At 42.7% G+C, this 18867-nt stretch carries 17 protein-coding genes; 4 read left to right on the plus strand and 13 right to left on the minus strand.

Annotated elements, in window-relative coordinates:
* Positions 1-399 precede the first annotated feature (399 nt).
* Positions 400-1230, plus strand: coding sequence for a formyltetrahydrofolate deformylase (gene purU / locus ACSSVW_RS05325; protein WP_454178988.1), 831 nt, complete (start codon positions 400-402; stop codon positions 1228-1230).
* A 51-nt stretch (positions 1231-1281) separates the two neighbouring features.
* Here purU and ACSSVW_RS05330 read toward each other — a convergent pair whose 3' ends face one another.
* Both ACSSVW_RS05330 and acs read right to left on the minus strand, forming a co-directional pair.
* Positions 1282-1932, minus strand: coding sequence for a response regulator transcription factor (locus ACSSVW_RS05330; RefSeq protein ID WP_036970789.1), 651 nt, complete (start codon positions 1930-1932; stop codon positions 1282-1284).
* Positions 1933-2028: 96 nt separating this feature from the next.
* A complete protein-coding gene (acs, locus tag ACSSVW_RS05335; protein WP_454178989.1) occupies positions 2029-3969 on the minus strand; it encodes an acetate--CoA ligase in 1941 nt (646 codons plus the stop codon).
* Positions 3970-4240: 271 nt separating this feature from the next.
* Between acs and ACSSVW_RS05340 the strand changes: the two genes are divergently transcribed.
* Together ACSSVW_RS05340 and ACSSVW_RS05345 are read left to right on the plus strand one after the other, a co-directional pair.
* Positions 4241-5410: a DcaP family trimeric outer membrane transporter gene (locus tag ACSSVW_RS05340; RefSeq protein ID WP_036970793.1), complete on the plus strand. Its 1170-nt coding sequence runs from the start codon at positions 4241-4243 to the stop codon at positions 5408-5410.
* 138 nt (positions 5411-5548) lie between these two features.
* Positions 5549-7672 carry a TonB-dependent siderophore receptor gene (locus ACSSVW_RS05345; protein WP_036970794.1) on the plus strand — a complete coding sequence of 708 codons (2124 nt, stop codon included), beginning with the start codon at positions 5549-5551 and terminating at the stop codon, positions 7670-7672.
* 527 nt (positions 7673-8199) lie between these two features.
* Here ACSSVW_RS05345 and recA read toward each other — a convergent pair.
* Entirely contained in the window at positions 8200-9246 is a 1047-nt protein-coding gene (gene recA, locus ACSSVW_RS05350) for a recombinase RecA (RefSeq protein WP_036970796.1), read from the minus strand.
* A gap of 58 nt (positions 9247-9304) precedes the next feature.
* The gene (locus tag ACSSVW_RS05355; RefSeq protein ID WP_454178990.1) at positions 9305-9802 is read right to left on the minus strand and encodes a CinA family protein; all 498 of its coding nucleotides are present in this window, start codon (positions 9800-9802) and stop codon (positions 9305-9307) included.
* Between the two features lie 21 nt (positions 9803-9823).
* On the opposite strand from ACSSVW_RS05355, the gene mutS reads away from it, so the two are divergent.
* Positions 9824-12394, plus strand: a complete 2571-nt coding sequence (gene mutS / locus ACSSVW_RS05360; protein WP_180311368.1) for a DNA mismatch repair protein MutS — start codon at positions 9824-9826, stop codon at positions 12392-12394.
* Positions 12395-12489: 95 nt separating this feature from the next.
* Here the strand turns inward: mutS and rpoS are convergent, their stop codons facing one another.
* The 9 genes from rpoS to ftsB are packed head-to-tail and all read right to left on the minus strand — an operon-like array spanning position 12490 to position 18865.
* Positions 12490-13473, minus strand: a complete 984-nt coding sequence (rpoS, locus tag ACSSVW_RS05365; RefSeq protein WP_036970803.1) for an RNA polymerase sigma factor RpoS — start codon at positions 13471-13473, stop codon at positions 12490-12492.
* A gap of 57 nt (positions 13474-13530) precedes the next feature.
* On the minus strand, positions 13531-14355 hold the full coding sequence (locus ACSSVW_RS05370; protein WP_036970808.1) for a peptidoglycan DD-metalloendopeptidase family protein: 825 nt from the start codon (positions 14353-14355) through the stop codon (positions 13531-13533).
* A gap of 41 nt (positions 14356-14396) precedes the next feature.
* Positions 14397-14975: a YqaA family protein gene (locus ACSSVW_RS05375; RefSeq protein ID WP_065978037.1), complete on the minus strand. Its 579-nt coding sequence runs from the start codon at positions 14973-14975 to the stop codon at positions 14397-14399.
* 11 nt (positions 14976-14986) lie between these two features.
* Complete coding sequence (locus tag ACSSVW_RS05380; RefSeq protein WP_036970812.1) at positions 14987-15625, minus strand: protein-L-isoaspartate(D-aspartate) O-methyltransferase; 639 nt, start codon at positions 15623-15625, stop codon at positions 14987-14989.
* The gene (surE, locus tag ACSSVW_RS05385; RefSeq protein WP_036970815.1) at positions 15615-16379 is read right to left on the minus strand and encodes a 5'/3'-nucleotidase SurE; all 765 of its coding nucleotides are present in this window, start codon (positions 16377-16379) and stop codon (positions 15615-15617) included. The genes ACSSVW_RS05380 and surE overlap by 11 nt, the downstream gene beginning before the upstream one ends.
* The gene (gene truD / locus ACSSVW_RS05390) at positions 16380-17408 is read right to left on the minus strand and encodes a tRNA pseudouridine(13) synthase TruD (RefSeq protein ID WP_118844019.1); all 1029 of its coding nucleotides are present in this window, start codon (positions 17406-17408) and stop codon (positions 16380-16382) included.
* On the minus strand, positions 17405-17887 hold the full coding sequence (ispF, locus tag ACSSVW_RS05395) for a 2-C-methyl-D-erythritol 2,4-cyclodiphosphate synthase (RefSeq protein ID WP_036970817.1): 483 nt from the start codon (positions 17885-17887) through the stop codon (positions 17405-17407). The genes truD and ispF overlap by 4 nt, the downstream gene beginning before the upstream one ends.
* Entirely contained in the window at positions 17884-18585 is a 702-nt protein-coding gene (ispD, locus tag ACSSVW_RS05400) for a 2-C-methyl-D-erythritol 4-phosphate cytidylyltransferase (protein WP_454178991.1), read from the minus strand. The genes ispF and ispD overlap by 4 nt, the downstream gene beginning before the upstream one ends.
* Positions 18575-18865, minus strand: coding sequence for a cell division protein FtsB (gene ftsB / locus ACSSVW_RS05405; protein ID WP_036970819.1), 291 nt, complete (start codon positions 18863-18865; stop codon positions 18575-18577). Before ftsB ends, ispD begins: the two co-directional genes overlap by 11 nt.
* Positions 18866-18867: the final 2 nt, after the last annotated feature.

Genomic DNA, 18867 nt, shown 5'->3' on the forward strand with positions numbered 1-18867 from the left:
TTAGTAAGAGTAAAGCGATGGTCGTTTCGCGTATTTTTCTATTGGCGAGGGTCAGCTCCCATTCGCTCAAACATCATTTTATAGTTTAAGTTATAGCATCATGCTCTATCCTCGCTATTTTCACCCTCACCGAGTTACGTTGCTTAAAAACGACGCTCTGTCGGGTGTGTTCACGTATCACATAAGATGCGTGCACTTCATTCACAACAAGGTGTTGTTGGCTCATCGGGTTAAACCTCAACACCATTACATGTAATATCAACAGTTTCAGCGCTTGGACTGTTATAAAGCCAGACCAGTCTGTTTAAAATTAATTATTAGATAGTCGAAATTGCGCTATGCAGCGCTAAAAAATTAGCAAATAATAACGTTCACACAAATGGGATTAGAATGAGGACTATGAACACGATTTTAACAACACAATGCGATGATGATGTGGGTCTAATTGCCAAGATCACCGGTCTTTGTCATCAACATAATTTGAATATTACCCGTAATAACGAATTTGTAGACAAAGATGCCCAACGCTTTTTCATGCGCACCGAATTAAGCGGGGTTATTTCAGATGACTTTTTACCAAGTCTTGCTAAGCTACTTCCTGATGGCGCAGAGCTTGCCTTACACAGCAGCGAAAAAACCAAAGTCGTCTTATTAGCCACAAAAGAAGCACATTGTTTAGGTGGTGTATTACTTAAGCAATTCGAAAAAGCCTTAAACATCGAAGTACTGGCCGTGATTGCCAACTATGCAGATTTAGCGCCATTGGCAGCAGGTTTTGGCGTGCCGTTTCATGTTGTTTCACACGAAGGCTTAAGCCGTGCTGAGCATGACCAAAAAGTGGGTGATTTAATTGCCAGCTACCAGCCTGATATTATCGGCCTTGCCAAATACATGCGTATTTTAAGCCCTGAGTTTGTGGCGCGCTTTGAAGGTAAAATTATTAATATTCACCATTCATTTTTACCTGCCTTTATTGGTGCAAAACCCTACCACCAAGCCTTTGAACGTGGGGTAAAAATCATTGGTGCAACCGCTCATTTTGTTAATAACGAACTCGATGAAGGGCCAATTATTTTGCAAGATGTGACGCATGTTAGCCATGCGGATACCGCAGAGATGATGGCAAAAATGGGTAAAGATGTTGAAAAAACAGTATTTTGCAAAGCCTTACAGTTGGCCTCTGAACATAAACTGTTTATAAACGGTAATCGAACCGTGGTGTTTGCTTAAGTAATGAATGAAGAGGCTGCTCGCCTCTTTATTATTTTTATTATCTAATGACTAGTTCGATTCAATAGGATCAAGTTGAAGTTTTGAGGCAATAAGCACGGCTTGAGTACGGTTGTATACGCCAAGTTTTCTGAAAATGGCCGTAATATGTGCTTTTACTGTCGCTTCAGAGATATGTAACTCATAAGCGATTTGCTTATTTAACAAACCTTCATGCAGGTACTGCAGCACTTTGTATTGTTGTGGGGTTAGTGATGCCACCTGAGCTGCAATTTCTTTGTCTTCGCCATCAACGGCTGCTACTTTATCTTTAAGCTCTGCTGGTAACCACACATCGCCTTCTAGAATATGATTAATCGCCATTGCGATATCATCCGATGATGATGATTTAGGAATAAATCCCATCGCACCGTATCCCATTACTTTCGACACAATATTTATGTCTTCACTCCCCGACACAACTGCAATCGGTAAGCTTGGGTAATCTTCGCGAATACGAATAAGGCCGTATAAATCGCCATTTCCTGGCATGTGAAGGTCTAGTAGTAAGATATCAAGATCTTCTTGTTCGCTTAGCACTTGCAATGTGGTATCGAAGTTTTCCGATTCAAATACTTCCAAATCCGTAAACTTAGTACTCAATGCCCCTTTCAGCGCTTCACGAAATAACGGATGATCATCCGCTATTAAAAACTGACTCATGGTTCACTCCTAATAAATTCGGCTGACACCTATTTCTAAGTGACAGCCGATATACTACGTTTAGAATCAACTTCTAATCAAGTTTTTAACGCGTTTTTAACGATTTAATCTATTCTCGATTAGCTCATCAACCACACTCGGATCGGCCAGTGTTGAAGTATCACCTAACTGTTGGTGCTCATTAGCGGCAATTTTACGTAAAATTCGACGCATAATCTTACCTGAACGTGTTTTTGGTAAACCTGGCGACCATTGAATCATATCTGGTGATGCAATAGGACTTAGCTCTTTACGAACCCAGTTACGCACTTCTGCGGTTAATTCATCGCTCACTGTGACGCCTTCATTTGGCGTGATATACACGTAAATACCTTGGCCTTTGATGTCGTGCGGGTAACCCACCACGGCAGCCTCAGCAACGGCTTCATGAGCAACTAAGGCACTTTCAATTTCAGCCGTACCTAAGCGATGGCCCGATACATTCAGTACGTCATCAACACGCCCAGTGATCCAGTAATAACCATCTTCATCACGGCGACAACCATCCCCCGTGAAATAAACACCAGGGTAAGCAGAGAAGTAAGTTTGTTCAAAACGCTCATGGTCACCATACACGGTACGTGCTTGTGAAGGCCAGCTATCTAAAATAACCAAGTTACCGTCAACCGCACCTTCAAGTGTATTGCCTTCTGCATCATAAAGCGCAGGTGCAATACCAAAGAATGGACGAGTTGCAGAACCAGGCTTCATGTCTGTTGCACCCGGCAATGGTGTGATCATGATGCCACCCGTTTCTGTTTGCCACCAAGTATCAACAATTGGGCAATTCTCATTACCGATATGCTCGTAGTACCATGCCCATGCTTCTGGGTTAATAGGTTCACCCACAGAGCCCATAATACGCAGACTTGTGCGTTTTGATGTCGCTGTTGGCTCATCACCTTTTGCCATCAACGCGCGAATAGCGGTTGGTGCAGTGTAAAGAATAGTGACATTGTGTTTGTCGATTACTTCACCCATACGACCTGCAGTTGGGTAAGTGGGTACACCTTCAAATACCACTTGTGTACAGCCGTTAACTAATGGGCCATACGCAATATAACTGTGACCCGTGATCCAACCAACATCTGCACTACACCAGAAAATATCGTCTTCTTTTAAATCAAATACATATTCATGGGTCATTGATGCGTAAACAAGGTAGCCACCCGTGGTGTGAACAACCCCCTTAGGCTGACCAGTAGAGCCCGATGTATAAAGAATGAAAAGTGGATCTTCAGCATTCATTGGCTCTGGTTCACATTCTGCCGGTAAATCTGCCACTAAATCATGCCACCATACGTCGTGGCTGTTCCACTCTACTTCACCGCCAGTTAACTGGTGAACAATCACATGCTCAACTGTGGTTACTGAATCTTGTGATACCGCTTCATCAACATTTGCTTTTAATGGCACGCAGTTACCAGCGCGACGACCTTCATCAGATGTGATCACGACTTTTGCACCTGAGTCATTAATACGGTCAGCGATTGCTGATGGAGAAAAACCACCAAACACAACAGAGTGAATCGCGCCAATACGAGCACACGCTTGCATGGCATAAACAGCCTGCGGAGTCATTGGCATATAAATCGCTACGCGGTCACCTTTTGCAACACCCAGCTTTTTAAGACCATTTGCTAATTTTGCAACTTCATCGTGCAATTGTTGGTAGGTAATATTTTCGCTTTGCTCTGGGTTGTCTCCTTCCCAGATAAGGGCTGTTTTGTTTGCATTAGCAGCGAGATGACGGTCGATACAGTTATATGAGGCATTAAGTTGGCCATCTTCAAACCAACGAATATTGATATGGCCTTTGTCAAATGATGTGTTTTTAACTTTAGTATAAGGAGTTGACCAATCAAGACGCTTACCATGCTCTCGCCAAAATCCTTCAGGGTCATCGATAGATTGCTTGTACAGTGTATTATATTTATCGTTATCAACTAATGCGGCATTCTTGATATGCGCGGGAACTGGATAGATACTTTGTGACATTGTTGTCGTCTCCATTTTAATTACTTGCCTTCGGCCTGCTTCAAGGATCACTCAGCAACGCCCCTTAAAGTATTAGACCTTAGTTGTATATCTCGCCAAATAGCTAAAAACTTCGTAATAGCCACCTATAATCTACTCCAATATGTTGATGTAAGCGATTTATCGCTATGTAACACCTTAGTCTAATAGACCAATAGATAATTGAGAGAAGTCATTTCTTAAACAACAGTGATACAACAACACACAAATAGCTTCAACAGGAATAGACATTATGACAACAACAAAAATAACCGCTTTAAAGACCCTCACGGCATCGGCCGTGTTATGCGCACTAACAGGCACTGCAAGTGCTGCCACTTTAGGTAATACCGATATCACTTATGGCGGTTATGTAAAGCTAGATGCGATGTGGAGTGACTATTCATCAGGTGTTCCAGATGGTACCAGCATTGGTCGTGATTTTTATGTACCGAGTACAACTCCCGTGGGACCTGACGTTGACAGCGATGCAGTCTTTGATATGCATGCCCGCCAATCGCGTTTTAATTTTGGCACTGCAACAAAGTTAGACAATGGTAAAACTGTTAACACTAAAATCGAAATTGACTTTTTAGCCTCCGCACCGGGTGGTAATGAACGTGTTACCAACTCCTATGCTCCGCGTATTCGCCAAGCTTTTATCACGTATGATGGCTGGTTATTTGGTCAAGCGTGGTCAAACTTTCAAAACGTAGGCGCACTGCCAGAAACGCTAGACTTCGTAGGCCCTGCAGAAGGGACCGTTTTTGCCCGCCAATCACAAATTCGTTACTCAACGGGCAACTGGTCGTTCTCTGTTGAAAACCCAGAAAGTACAATTACGACCCAAGGTGGCGCACGCGTTGCAACGGATGATGCATCTTTACCTGATTTTACCGCGCGTTATGCTCATAAAGCAGACTGGGGTGAATTAGTCTTTACAGGTTTAGCGCGTCAACTAACCTATAAAAAGAATGGCGTCGATGCAGACGAAACATCCTTTGGTATTAGTGCATCGGGTAAAGTTAATTTTGGTCAAAACAACCTCAAATTCATGCTGACACAAGGTTCAGGCTTAGGTCGATATGTTGGTTTAAACGTAGCACATGGTGCAGTACTTAATGGTGATGAACTAGATGCCATCGACTCAACTTCAGGCTTCATTGGTTATCAACAACACTGGAATAGTCAGTGGCGTTCAACTTTCCTTTATTCATTTTTCTCAGCAGATAACAACACAGATCTGTTAGCTATTTCGGGTGATCCGACTAAAACAAGTCAAAGCTACAGCGCGAATATTTTATACTCGCCAGTAAAGAAACTCACATTTGGTGTTGAACTGAAACACGCTGAACGAGAATTAGAAAGTGGCGCTGATGGTGATATGGACCGCCTTCAATTTTCTGCAAAATACGTTTTTTAAGTATAAAAATAGTTTTACTTCCTGAGCGGCTCCGGCCGCTTTTTTTATTAAAGCCCCCAAAAGCAAATTGCAAATCATTTTCATTTAGATTAAATTACGCATTAATTTGAATCATCATTGAACTATTTGGAAATTTGCATGTCATCAACTAAATTTTTGCGCTTGTCACAATTAAGCATAGTGACTTCAGCTCTTCTTAGTGGCTACGCTTTAGCAGAACAACCAAAAGAAGAACCTGCGATCGAAAAAATTGCTGTCTACGGTCAACATCACAAAAACTATATTACCGAACAAGCTCAATCAGCGACCAAATTGGGCTTAACCATAAAAGAAACACCTCAGTCTATCTCTGTTGTTTCTCGTGCGTTGATGGATGACTTTTCACTTGATGATTTAAACTCAGTACTTGAAAGCACTCCGGGTGTGACTGTTGAGCAAATTGAAACCGATCGCACCTACTTTAAAGCTCGCGGCTTTGAAATTACCAACTTTCAAGTTAATGGCATGGGTTTACCCCAAGATAATGGCTCTATTCAAGGCACACTTGATACCTCTATATACGATAGTGTCGAAATTGTTCGTGGTGCTAATGGCTTAATGACTGGTGCTGGTAATCCATCGGCAACGGTCAACATGGTATTAAAACGCCCAACATATCAAACACAGGTCAATGCATCAGTGTCATATGGCTCATGGGATAATAAACGTCTTGAACTTGACGCATCAACGGCGATCAACGATAACCACGCTGTGCGTGCCGTATTTACAAAGCATAAAACAGACTCTTATCTTGATCGCTACGAGCAAGATAAAACAATTTATTACTTAGCATATGAAGGCCAACTGACTAACAGCACAGTCGTAACAGCTAACTATGTTAAACAAAATAAAGACGCAGACAGCCCTCTTTGGGGTGCGTTACCACTTTATTATAGCGATGGTACTGCGACTAACTTCGATGTATCAACTAGCACTGCATCCGATTGGTCATACTGGAACAACACCACCGAGCAGTTATTTTTATCCATTGAGCAAGCAATCACTAATACTTGGTTTTTAAAAGCCAGCTATGCACACTTAGAAAATGAGCAAGACTCTGAGCTTTTCTATGTTTATGGCACGCCTGATAGAGAAACAGGTTTAGGCTTAACAGGTTACGCAAGTGAATACGATCATAAAGATAAGCACGACATTTTAGATATCTATGCAACGGGTAAATTTAATTTATTTGGTATGGAGCATGACCTATCGTTTGGTGTTAACCAAGCAGACATGGATTATAATGATAAATCTCTTTATGACCGCACCACAGGCAATGGTTTCCCTAAAATGCCTGAACTGGGTGGTTGGGACGGAGTTGCGCCAATTCCAACACTCACTGATGGTTTAACAGGAGCAGATCTGACTAGCCGTCAACGTTCAGCTTATATTTCAACACGCATTAGAGCCACCGATTCACTTAGCTTCTTAGCAGGTGTCAGCCAAGTAAATTGGGAAACTGAAGGTGAGTCATACGGGAAAGCGAAAGATAAAGACAGCGATCAAACCGTGCCCTACTACGGTGTTGTTTATGATATCAACGAGCGCTTTTCAACTTATGCAAGCTACACAGAAACATTTGTGCCGCAAACTGAGCGTGACATAAATGGTGACTATCTCAACCCTATTACTGGTAAAAGTAGTGAAGTGGGTTTAAAAGCACAATTACTTGATGACAACCTGTTTGTCACTGTTGCCTACTTTGATGCAGAGCAAGTGGGTCTTGCTGTAGCAGTACCAGGATCCTTACCGGATGATACACGCTACTATGGCGCAGACGGCATTAATAGCGATGGTTTTGAACTAGAACTTAGCGGTCAAATCAATGAAACATTGAGTGCAAGCTTTAGCTATAGCAACTTAAACATCGATGGTGATGAGCTGGTAAAAGACTACACGCCAGAGAATCAATTTAAACTTGCGCTAACTCACAAAGTGCCTGAAGTTGATGGCTTAACCTTTGGCCTAAATTATCAATGGCAAGACGATACGCAGCGCGTACAGGTTCGCGATGCTGATACTAATGCACCGCAAATAACCACTCAGCAAGATGCCTATGGTTTATTAAGCTTAATGGCCACTTACGATATTAACGACAATGTTAGTGTTAACTTAAATATTAATAACGTCACCAACGAAAAGTACCTTCATAGCCTATTCTGGGCACAAGGTTACTATGGTGCGCCACGTAGCTATGCTGTTTCATTCAACTGGCAGCTTTAATGAGTGCCAAGTTTGAAACGATAAGCTCTAAACTTTAAGAATTTAAAAGCCGCACACTGTGCGGCTTTTATGTATCGACTCGTTGCAGCTGGTTTATCCCGCGTTGACAGATTGAATCCCTTATATCCCCTGACCTTAATCCCTTAAATTGTTCACTTATAGCATTCCGCTTAATTAAGTGGTCTATTTTGAGGCAGTAAAACCGCGTTGATAACAAGGCAAAAATTTAGTTATTTAGTTATTTAGTTATTTAGTGATTTAGTGATTCTAAATCAGAAATTTTTAACGTAGATAGCGACTGGTTTAATCACTCAAAATGATTAAGTATTTTTGCAAAATGGTATTAATTAAGTGAACTGGTATAGGCCCGCCCCTGTAAATCGCCGCTACACCCAGCGCAACTTTTCATCTATAAAAACGGCTCAGTGCGACTATTATTCACCCATAAAAAAACCGCTAACTAAGTAGCGGTCTTTTTGTGTTAAGGGCGGGTCAAATCACGCTTAACGATACACTGTAAAGGTGTTTTATAGCTCGTCTTCAGCTATCAAGCCAACATCTACACCGTCTTCAGGCTTAATAGTTGCTTGAAGTAATAGCATTTCACGTAACTTACCTTCAATCTCATCTGCGATCTCTGGGTTGTCTTTTAAGAACTTAATTGAATTTGCTTTACCTTGGCCTACTTTATTACCGTTGTAGCTATACCAAGCACCTGACTTTTCAACAATCTTATGTTTAACACCTAAGTCAATTAATTCACCGTGTTTAGAGATACCTTCACCATACATAATGATGAACTCAGCTTGTTTAAACGGCGGTGCAACTTTGTTTTTAACAATTTTAACGCGGGTTTCGTTACCCACAACTTCATCACCCTCTTTCACCGAACCAATACGACGAATATCAATACGTACCGATGCGTAGAATTTAAGTGCGTTACCACCCGTTGTTGTTTCTGGGTTACCAAACATGACACCTATTTTCATACGGATTTGGTTGATGAAAATACACAAGGTGTTCGAGCGCTTAATATTACCCGTTAATTTACGAAGGGCTTGCGACATTAAACGAGCTTGAAGACCCATGTGTGAGTCACCCATGTCGCCTTCAATTTCAGCCTTTGGTGTTAATGCAGCAACCGAGTCAACAATAACCACGTCAACCGCACTTGAACGAACAAGCATGTCACAGATTTCTAATGCTTGCTCACCAGTATCAGGCTGAGAAACAAGTAACTCATCAATGTTTACACCTAGCTTTTGTGCGTATACAGGATCGAGAGCATGCTCAGCATCAACGAATGCACACGTTTTGCCTTGCTTCTGAGCTTCAGCGATAACTTGTAGCGTTAGCGTTGTTTTACCTGATGATTCAGGGCCGTATACTTCAACGATACGTCCTGCTGGTAAACCACCTATACCTAATGCGATATCAATCCCCAGTGAACCTGTTGAGATAGCTTCAATATCAAGGGCTTTGTTGTCGCCCAATTTCATAATTGAACCTTTACCAAATTGACGTTCAATTTGTGATAAAGCAGCGTCCAACGCTTTTTGTTTGTTATCGTTCATTCTGTTCTCCAAATCCGGCTAATGCAGACAGTATACTGTATGAAATTACAGTATCAAGCTAATTTTCTGATTTTATTATCTCGATAACTTTTTCTATTGAATAAACAATAGCTTGAGCTCTAACGCTGGCTCTATCACCGGTAAAAACATGTTTGCTTGAGTAATTTTTTCCTGCAAAATGCACGCAAAACCACACCAAACCAACCGGTTTATCCCGGGTTGCCCCACCGGGGCCCGCAATACCCGAAATAGCAATCGCAATATCTGCCTTTGCAGCCTTCGCAGCACCTGACGCCATTTCTAAAACAGTTTGCTCACTGACAGCGCCAAAGTTCTGTAAGGTCTCGTTACTCACACCAATTAATTCATGCTTTGCTTGGTTGCTGTATGTAACAAAAGCACGGTCAATATAATGAGAACTTCCTGGTGTATCTGTTAGCGCATAACTCACGCCCCCACCCGTGCACGATTCAGCGGTAGTGATCCATAAGCGTTTATCCGTTAAAATAGCTCCTAATTTCGCAGCAAGTGTTTTAATCTCTTGATGTAATTCCATATTCAGCCTTTGGGTAAATACATGTCGTTTGATCTTTATGCTCCACACACTATAAAACAACAAACACCGATGATGCAGCAGTATCTAAAAATAAAAGCCGAGCATCGCGATATTTTATTGTTTTATCGTATGGGTGATTTTTACGAACTCTTTTTTGATGATGCTAAACGTGCAGCTCAACTTCTTGATATTTCTCAAACTCATCGCGGTAAAGCCGGTGGCGATCCTATTCCTATGGCCGGCGTACCTTATCACGCAGTAGAAAATTACCTAGCACGCCTTGTACAAATGGGTGAATCGGTTGCTATTTGCGAACAAATAGGCGACCCAGCAACCAGCAAAGGTCCGGTAGAGCGTAAAGTCGTGCGCATTGTAACACCCGGTACTATTTCCGATGAAGCCTTACTGCAAGAGCGCCAAGATAACTTACTCACAAGTGTGTGGCAAAATAAACACGGTGTTTACGGCATTGCCTACCTCGATATTAACTCAGGCCGTTTTAATGTACTTGAAGTGAATACTGACGAAGCATTTAGCTCAACACTGCAACGCCTCGCGCCAGCAGAACTGCTTTACAGTGAAACGTTTGCCAATATTCACTTAATCGAACATATTAAAGGGGCTCGCCGTCGCCCAGAATGGGAGTTCGATTTAGACACCGCACAACACCTCTTATGCGATCAATTTGGCACCAAAGATCTAGTTGGCTTTGGAGTTGATAAAGCCCATTGCGCTCTGATTGCCGCGGGCTGTTTAATGCAATATGTAAAGGACACTCAACGCATTGCTCTGCCACATATTCGCGCCATTACCCTTGAGCAAAACGAACACGCAGTGATCTTAGATGCTGCAACCCGTAAAAACTTAGAACTCACGGTTAACCTCTCTGGAGGCTATGAAAACACCTTGGCACAGGTGCTTGATAAAACAGCTACAGCAATGGGGTCTCGTTTATTAAAACGCCGAATTCATACCCCTGTGCGCAGTAAAGATGAGCTTAACTCACGCCTAAATGCGATTAGTGCGATCATCGATGCTCAACTGTGTGGCGAACTGCACGAATCATTAAAACAAATTGGTGATATTGAGCGAGTTATCGCGCGCCTTGCATTGTGCACAGCCAGACCTCGTGACTTAACGCGTTTACGTAGTGCATTACAAGCGCTGGCACCACTGCATGAGCTACTTAATGATGCCAGCGATCCACGCATTAACCAGATCATCGCACAGTCACAAGAATTACCAGCGCTGCAAGATCTCCTAGAACGCGCAGTCATTGAAACACCACCGGTACTTATTCGTGATGGGGGAGTTATTGCCCCAGGCTATAATAGTGAGTTAGATGAATGGCGTGCGCTTAGCCAAGGCGCAACCGATATCCTTGAAAAACTGGAAGAGCGCGAGCGTGAACGCACAGGCATCAGCACCTTAAAAATTGGCTACAACAAGGTGCATGGCTTCTTCATTGAAGTTAGCCGTGCTAATTCACACTTAGTCCCTGCTGATTATATTCGTCGTCAAACATTAAAAAATAACGAACGCTATATCATTCCTGAGCTAAAAGAGCATGAAGACAAAGTACTCGGTAGCCAATCAAAAGCGTTGGCTCTCGAAAAACAACTTTATGAACAACTATTTGAATTTATAGCACCGCATATTGAGCAGCTACAAACGATGGCTGCGGTACTGGCTGATTTAGACGTTCTTAATAATTTAGCTGAACGTGCACAAGCACTCAACTACGCCAAACCAACACTGTGTGATAACGACAATATAAGCATAAAGCAAGGGCGTCATCCCGTTGTTGAGCAAGTAATGAAAGACCCCTTTATTGCCAACCCTGTCGAGTTAAGCAACGACCGTAAGATGTTGATCATCACGGGGCCAAACATGGGGGGTAAATCAACCTATATGCGTCAAACTGCGTTAATTGTACTCATGGCACATATTGGGTCTTATGTCCCTGCTGACAGCGCAGAAATTGGCAATATTGACCGCATTTTTACGCGTATAGGCGCAAGTGATGATTTAGCATCAGGGCGCTCAACCTTTATGGTTGAAATGACAGAAACAGCGACCATTTTAAACAATGCCACGGCGCAATCTTTGGTCTTGATGGATGAAATAGGACGCGGTACTTCAACCTATGATGGCCTGTCTCTCGCCTATGCTACGGCCGATTATTTAGCCTCAAAAATTGCTGCAAAAACCTTATTCGCCACCCATTATTTTGAGCTAACTGAACTGGCCGAGCAGCAGCAAGGATTAGTTAATGTTCACCTAGATGCGATTGAGCATAACGACACTATTGCCTTTATGCATACCGTGCTTGAAGGTGCAGCAAGTAAAAGCTTTGGTTTACAAGTTGCCGCACTTGCCGGTGTACCAAAAGCCGTTATTCAGCAAGCAAAGCAAAAACTAAAAATGCTCGAAAATCATCAGCCTGTAACAGCCCCTGTGCAACAACAGCAAGCACTGGCGTTTGACAATGAACCCTCTGAACTTGAGCTAACTTTACAGCAGCTCGACCCAGACAGTTTAACACCAAGACAAGCACACCAGCTGTTATACCAATTAAAAGATTTACTTTAATTGCGTGCATAAAAAAAGCTGACAGTATGTCAGCTTTTTTGTGTGTTCTAGAGGCCCAAAGGCCTCATACCTGAGTCAGGTATATTGTTGTCAACTCAAGTAAATTGGTCAAACAGGCTATCTGTACTTAAGCCTTCGTGTTGCAAAATATCTTTTAAACGACGTAATGCTTCCACTTGAATTTGTCTTACACGTTCACGCGTTAAGCCAATTTCACGACCGACATCTTCAAGCGTTGAAGGCTCGTAGCCAAGTAAACCGAAACGACGTGCAAGTACTTCGCGTTGTTTTGGGTTTAATTCACCAAGCCAATCAACAATGTGTTTGTTGATGTCATTATTTTGTACTTCGCCCTCAGGACCAGAGCCTTTTTCGTCAGCAATGATATCGAGTAAGGCTTTGTCGTTTTCGCCTCCAATTGGCGTATCAACCGACGTGATTTTTTCGTTTAAACGTAGCATTTTAGTCACGTCTTCAACGGGTTTATCCAGACACTCTGCAATTTCTTCTGCGGTTGGTTCGTGGTCAAGTTTTTGTGTTAGTTCGCGAGCCGTTCTTAGATAAACGTTCAGTTCTTTTACAACATGAATAGGTAAACGAATTGTTCGTGTTTGGTTCATTATGGCACGTTCAATCGTTTGACGGATCCACCAGGTTGCATAAGTTGAAAAACGAAAACCACGTTCTGGGTCAAATTTTTCAACAGCGCGAATCAGGCCAAGGTTACCTTCTTCGATAAGATCTAGCAGCGCAAGACCTCGGTTGTTATAGCGGCGAGCAATTTTCACCACTAAACGTAAATTACTTTCTATCATTCGTTTGCGAGAGGCTTCACAGCCTTTCAATGCTTTACGCGCAAAAAATACTTCTTCTTCTGCACTTAAAAGAGGAGAAAAACCAATTTCACCCAGGTATAACTGTGTCGCGTCTAGGTTTTTGACGACTTCGTCTTTTGTAAAAATTTCATCATCGTTGTCGACTTCTTCGAGTAACTCAGATGAATCATCTTCAACCATCGTGTCATCAAATTTATCATCAACTGTTTCAGTTGTTTTCTCAAGTTTTGCTGTGTGACCCATAAGCGTCCTCCCGAGCAAATATGTGATTGAGCTAAATCACTTTATCAATACCTTTGGCTAAGGTAGATACTTAGCAGGATTGACTGCTTGACCTCGGTAACGAATTTCAAATCTTAAAGCCGTAACCGACGAATCTGAACTGCCAATTTCTGCTATTTTCTGCCCCGCCTTTACTTCCTGTTTTTCCTTTACAAGCAACTTTGAGTTGTGTGCATAAGCACTTAGGTAATCATCATTATGTTTCAGTATGATTAAATTACCGTAGCCCCTCAATGCGTTACCCGCGTATACCACAGTTCCTTGTGCAGCAGCTAAAACAGATGCCCCCTGTTTATTAGCGATTTGTAACCCTTTATAGCCATTTTCTTTTGTAGAGAAACGGCGCGTGACCTTACCCTTAGCGGGCCAGCTCCATATGACTTTTGTATTAGGATTACTATTTTTTGCACTAACTTTCTTGTTGGCTTGTTTTTGAACATACTCTCGTTGTTTTGGCTGATCAAGCTCTTTTTTTAATTTTTTGTTATTTTTTTGTATCAAAACGGTAGACTTTTTACTCGAATTCGTATATTTTTTCGTCTTTTTTTGTTTTTGTGCCGATTTTGTGAGCAAAATGCGTTGCCCAGGATAAATCGTATAAGGTGCTGGAATATCGTTTAATTTTGCTAAAGTACGAAAGTCTTTTTGAGCACTAAACGCGATTGAGTATAAAGTATCGCCTTTGTTAACCTTGTAACTTGAGCCAGAAATATTAACTTTGCGGGTAATTTGTTTTGTATGATTATCTAAACTACTAACAGGAGCGGGAGCATTACGGGAGGAGCAACCAAAGAGCAAAATACTAATAAACAAAGTAACATACACTGCTAACTGTCTGTTCATCGTAAAATGCTCCTTATAATACTAACTGTGAGTTTTAGGGGTTATCGTAGTAAAAAGTACGCAACAACAACTAAAATAACTAATCCCCAGCCAAGCGCTTCAACATATTGACGTAATTTTTGCTCCATTTTCACGCCCCCCCACTTCATTAAAGCCGACACTAAAAAGAACCGAGCCCCACGTCCAATGGCAGACGCAATTAAGAAAGGTAAAAATGCCATCTGCATTAAGCCTGCCCCAATAGTAAAAACTTTATAAGGGATAGGCGAAAACCCAGCAAGAAATACAACCCACACGCCGTATGTTTCAAACCAGCCTAGCGCAGTATCAAACTTTGCTTGCCAGCCCATTTGAGCAATTAGCGGCTCAACGACGGGCTCAAATAGCCAAAAGCCAAGCAAGTAACCTAAAATACCACCAATAACAGACGCAATAGTAGTAAAGCTGGCAAATCGCCATGCTTTATCTGGCTGAGCGAGTGACATAGGAGCTAACATCACATCTGGCGGAACAGGGAAAAAAACAGATTCAGCAAAGCTCATCCCTGCTAAATAACGCTCTGCGTGACGATGCTTAGCCCACACAAGCGCCATATCATATAACTTAGTAAACAACTTCAAAGTGTAACGTCCTATTCAATATCACCAGGTACTAAAGGTACAAATCGTACTGGTGCAACTTTATGTTCTGTGAATGTGTCGCCATTTCTGACAACCATCATTAATTGCTGATCTTGCTCGCCCACGGGGGCTATCATCACACCGCCATCAGCAAGTTGTGCTAGTAACCCTTGCGGCATCGTTGCTGCCGCGGCAGTCACGATAATCCCTTCAAATGGTGCTTGCGATTGCCACCCTTGCCATCCATCACCATGTTTCATCGTTACATTGTATAAATCAAGCTTATGTAAACGGCGCTTTGCTTGCCACTGCAACGCTTTAATGCGTTCAACAGAACACACTTTAGTGAACGTTTTTGCAAGAATCGCGGTTTGATACCCTGATCCCGTGCCAATTTCAAGTACCTTATCGCGTACTCCTGCAAGTCGCAGTAACTCTGTCATTCGCGCAACGATATAAGGCTGCGAAATTGTTTGCCCTTGACCAATAGGTAAAGCGGTATTCTGATACGCTTTATGCTGTAAAACATCATCAACAAACACATGCCGCGGGGTCGTCGCAATCGCCTCAAGTACAGCGGCATCTTCTACGCCATCCCGTTTTAATAATTCAGCCAATGCCAACGCACTGCGATTATAATTAGTCAGCACTATTAATCTCCATCTTCGCTAACCAGCTATCGACGGCTTGAAGACTCTCCTTCGCTGTCATATCAACACTTAACGGTGTTACTGAGGCATACCCATTATTAATGGCGTAAAAGTCAGTCCCTTCTCCTGCGTCACTTTCAGCGCCGAGCGTGCCATACCAAAAAATATCACGCCCCCACGGGTCTTGTTGCTTGGTCATGGTTTCAGCTTTATGACGTGCGCCAAGGCGTGTTACTTTTACTCCTTTGAGCTCTGAAAGAGGAATATCTGGCACATTTAAGTTAATGATCTGATCTTTCGGTAGAGGGTGTGATGCAAGCTCTTTAATGATACCGACAGCCACTGCTGCTGCCGTTTCAAAATGATTCCCTTCTTTAGAACAGAGTGAGACAGCGATCGCTGGCAGCCCTAAGTGGCGGCCTTCGGTTGCGGCTGCAACCGTACCAGAATAGAGCGTGTCATCACCTAAGTTAGCCCCATGATTAATACCAGCCACAACTAAGTCAGGCTGCTCATCGGTTAGCTCATTCACGCCAAGGTGAACACAATCCGTGGGGGTGCCATTAATAGAAATAAAGCCATTATCTAACGTGGTCGCACGTAACGGGTTCATTAAGGTTAATGAATTACTGGCGCCACTGCAGTTACGGTCAGGAGCAACCAACGTCACATCGGCAATTTGCGTTAACGCATGATATAAAACGGCAATCCCTTTTGCATGCACTCCATCATCATTGCTTAATAAGATTTTCATTTACGCATCCTTTTGTTTTTGTTCTCTTGGGCTGGCGTCTTTATAGTCCACCAGCTCTCGCAAAAGCGCGGTTGCAAAGCAGCCTTTTGGTAAACCAAAACTCAGTTTTACCGTTGTCTCATCAAGTGTTTCAACAGTTAAAGACTCGGGAATTAAGCGCAGCATTCTGCGCTCATTCTTAAGTCCAAGCTCAGCTAATCCCTCTATCCAAGACTGGTAAGGGAGCAACCATTGCTTTTCGGTTTCGGTTAAGCCTTTTTCGCCTTTGCCCACCATTGGTGCCGACATAACAATATCGCCAGAGGCTAAACGTGCAATATTGTCATCGCTTATATTGTCTTCAAAAAAGGCATTACTGCCGCTAAGCATAAACACTTCGCGGTGCATGGTTTTCGCAAGACCATGCTCAGCTACACGCATACTTACTATTTCGTTGAACACATAAGAACGGGCCGCTGAAATCACTAAACCACGCAGCTTTTTATCGCGAATACGCTCTCCTGCAAACATCCGTTTAGCCATTTCAAGGTTATGCCCTCCATGACCAAATCGCTGTTCACCAAAGTAATTTGGCACCCCAGCACGCACTGCATTAATACGACACAAAATATCTAAAGGCTCAGTCACATTACGCAGGGTAATCGTAAATCGATTGCCCTTGTGGCAGCCTGTTCTTAATTTACGGTTGTGGCGCTGCTGCGCGATAATAAAGAATTGCTCGTTATTCAGTTCACTAAATTCAATGTGCTTTTTAATCGGCACAGGCACACTAAACCACTGTGTACAGACACCGTGGCGATCTTTTAAACCCGCATAGCTTACATCACGCGGTGATACGCCCGCTTTTTCGGCAATTCGCTTGGCTATAAACTGGGTGTTTTCACCTTTTTTGACGACCTGCAAGCACACATGCTCGCCGCTGCCAGTGAATTCAATACCGAGGTCTTCGTCAACCATAAAGTCTTCAGCAAACGTTTTAAAGTCGGCTTTTGATAGTGGTTTTCCGTATAAATAATTCAATTCACTCATGAATTTTGTTTACTCATAATAACCACTGCGTGGCTTGAAATGCCCTCTTTACGACCTTCAAAGCCCAGCTTTTCGGTGGTAGTGGCTTTCACATTCACTTGCGAAATATCGGCTTCTAAATCAGCAGCTAAATTTTTACGCATGGCTTGAATATGAGGCAGCATTTTTGGTGCTTGAGCTACAATGGTTACATCTGCATTGCCAAGTTCATAGCCTTGCTCTTTTGCAAGCTTAACCACATGACGCAATAATATACGGCTGTCGATGTTTTCGTATTCACTCGCAGTATCTGGGAAGTGCTTACCAATGTCGCCCATTGCCAGTGATCCTAATATAGCATCACATAATGCATGAATAGCCACATCGCCATCTGAATGCGCTAAAAAACCTTGTGGATAATCAATTTTTTCACCACAAATAACCAACGGGCCTTCGCCGCCAAATTTGTGAACATCAAAGCCATGGCCAATTCGAATCATGGGGTTCTCTCGTTTTGTTGTTTTTGCAGTAGAAACGCTGCTAAATCTAAATCTTCTGGGGTGGTTATTTTAATGTTGTCACTGCGCCCAGCGACTAATTTTACTGGCTGCTTTGCCCACTCAATCGCCGAAGCTTCATCGGTGATAGTCACGCCGTTCTCTAGGGCATTTGAAAGTGCATCTACAAGCGCCTGATAAGGGAAAAATTGAGGGGTAAGCGCTTGCCATAAATCATCACGTGGCACAGTTTGCTCACTATGAGTACGGCCGCGTTTAATAGTATCTTTGACTTTAGAGGCTAAAATACCGCCCTCGTTAGCTGCTAGGCACTCATCGACCAAACGAGTTATATCGCTTAAACACACTAACGGTCTTGCTGCATCATGCACCAGTACCCAGTTTGGCGGGTTATCAGCAAGTGACAGCAAAGCATTAAGGACTGAGTCGGCACGCTCTTTGCCGCCCGACACTCGTTCTATGCGGCTATCGATTTGAGGTATCACGTCAAAGTAACCATCGTCGTCACTTATTGCTACTTTTATCGTGTGAATAAAATCTAATTCAGCAAGCTTGCTAAGGGTATGCTCTAAAATGGTTTTACCCGCCAGTTCGATGTACTGTTTTGGCGCAGAATGTTGCATTCGGCTGCCAACACCGGCTGCGGGAACTATTGCAGTGATTTTCTGTTTAGTTTTCATTTTGTTGTTGGCCTGGCAATACACGAATAAACGTTTCACCAGGTTTAATCATTCCTAATTCATTACGCGCACGTTCTTCTATGCCTTCTTGGCCGAGTTTTAAATCTTTAATATCGGCTTTCAGCACTTTGTTACGTTTTAATAATTTAGCATTTGTATCTTGATGAGAGGCGACCGCTTGTTTTAGACGAGTGTAATCCTGCACACCATTATGGCCAAACCATAAACGATACTGGATAAATAAAGCCAAACATAACAAGGCGAATTGAAACACCCGCATTG

The organism is Pseudoalteromonas sp. MBR-15 (assembly GCF_053628915.1).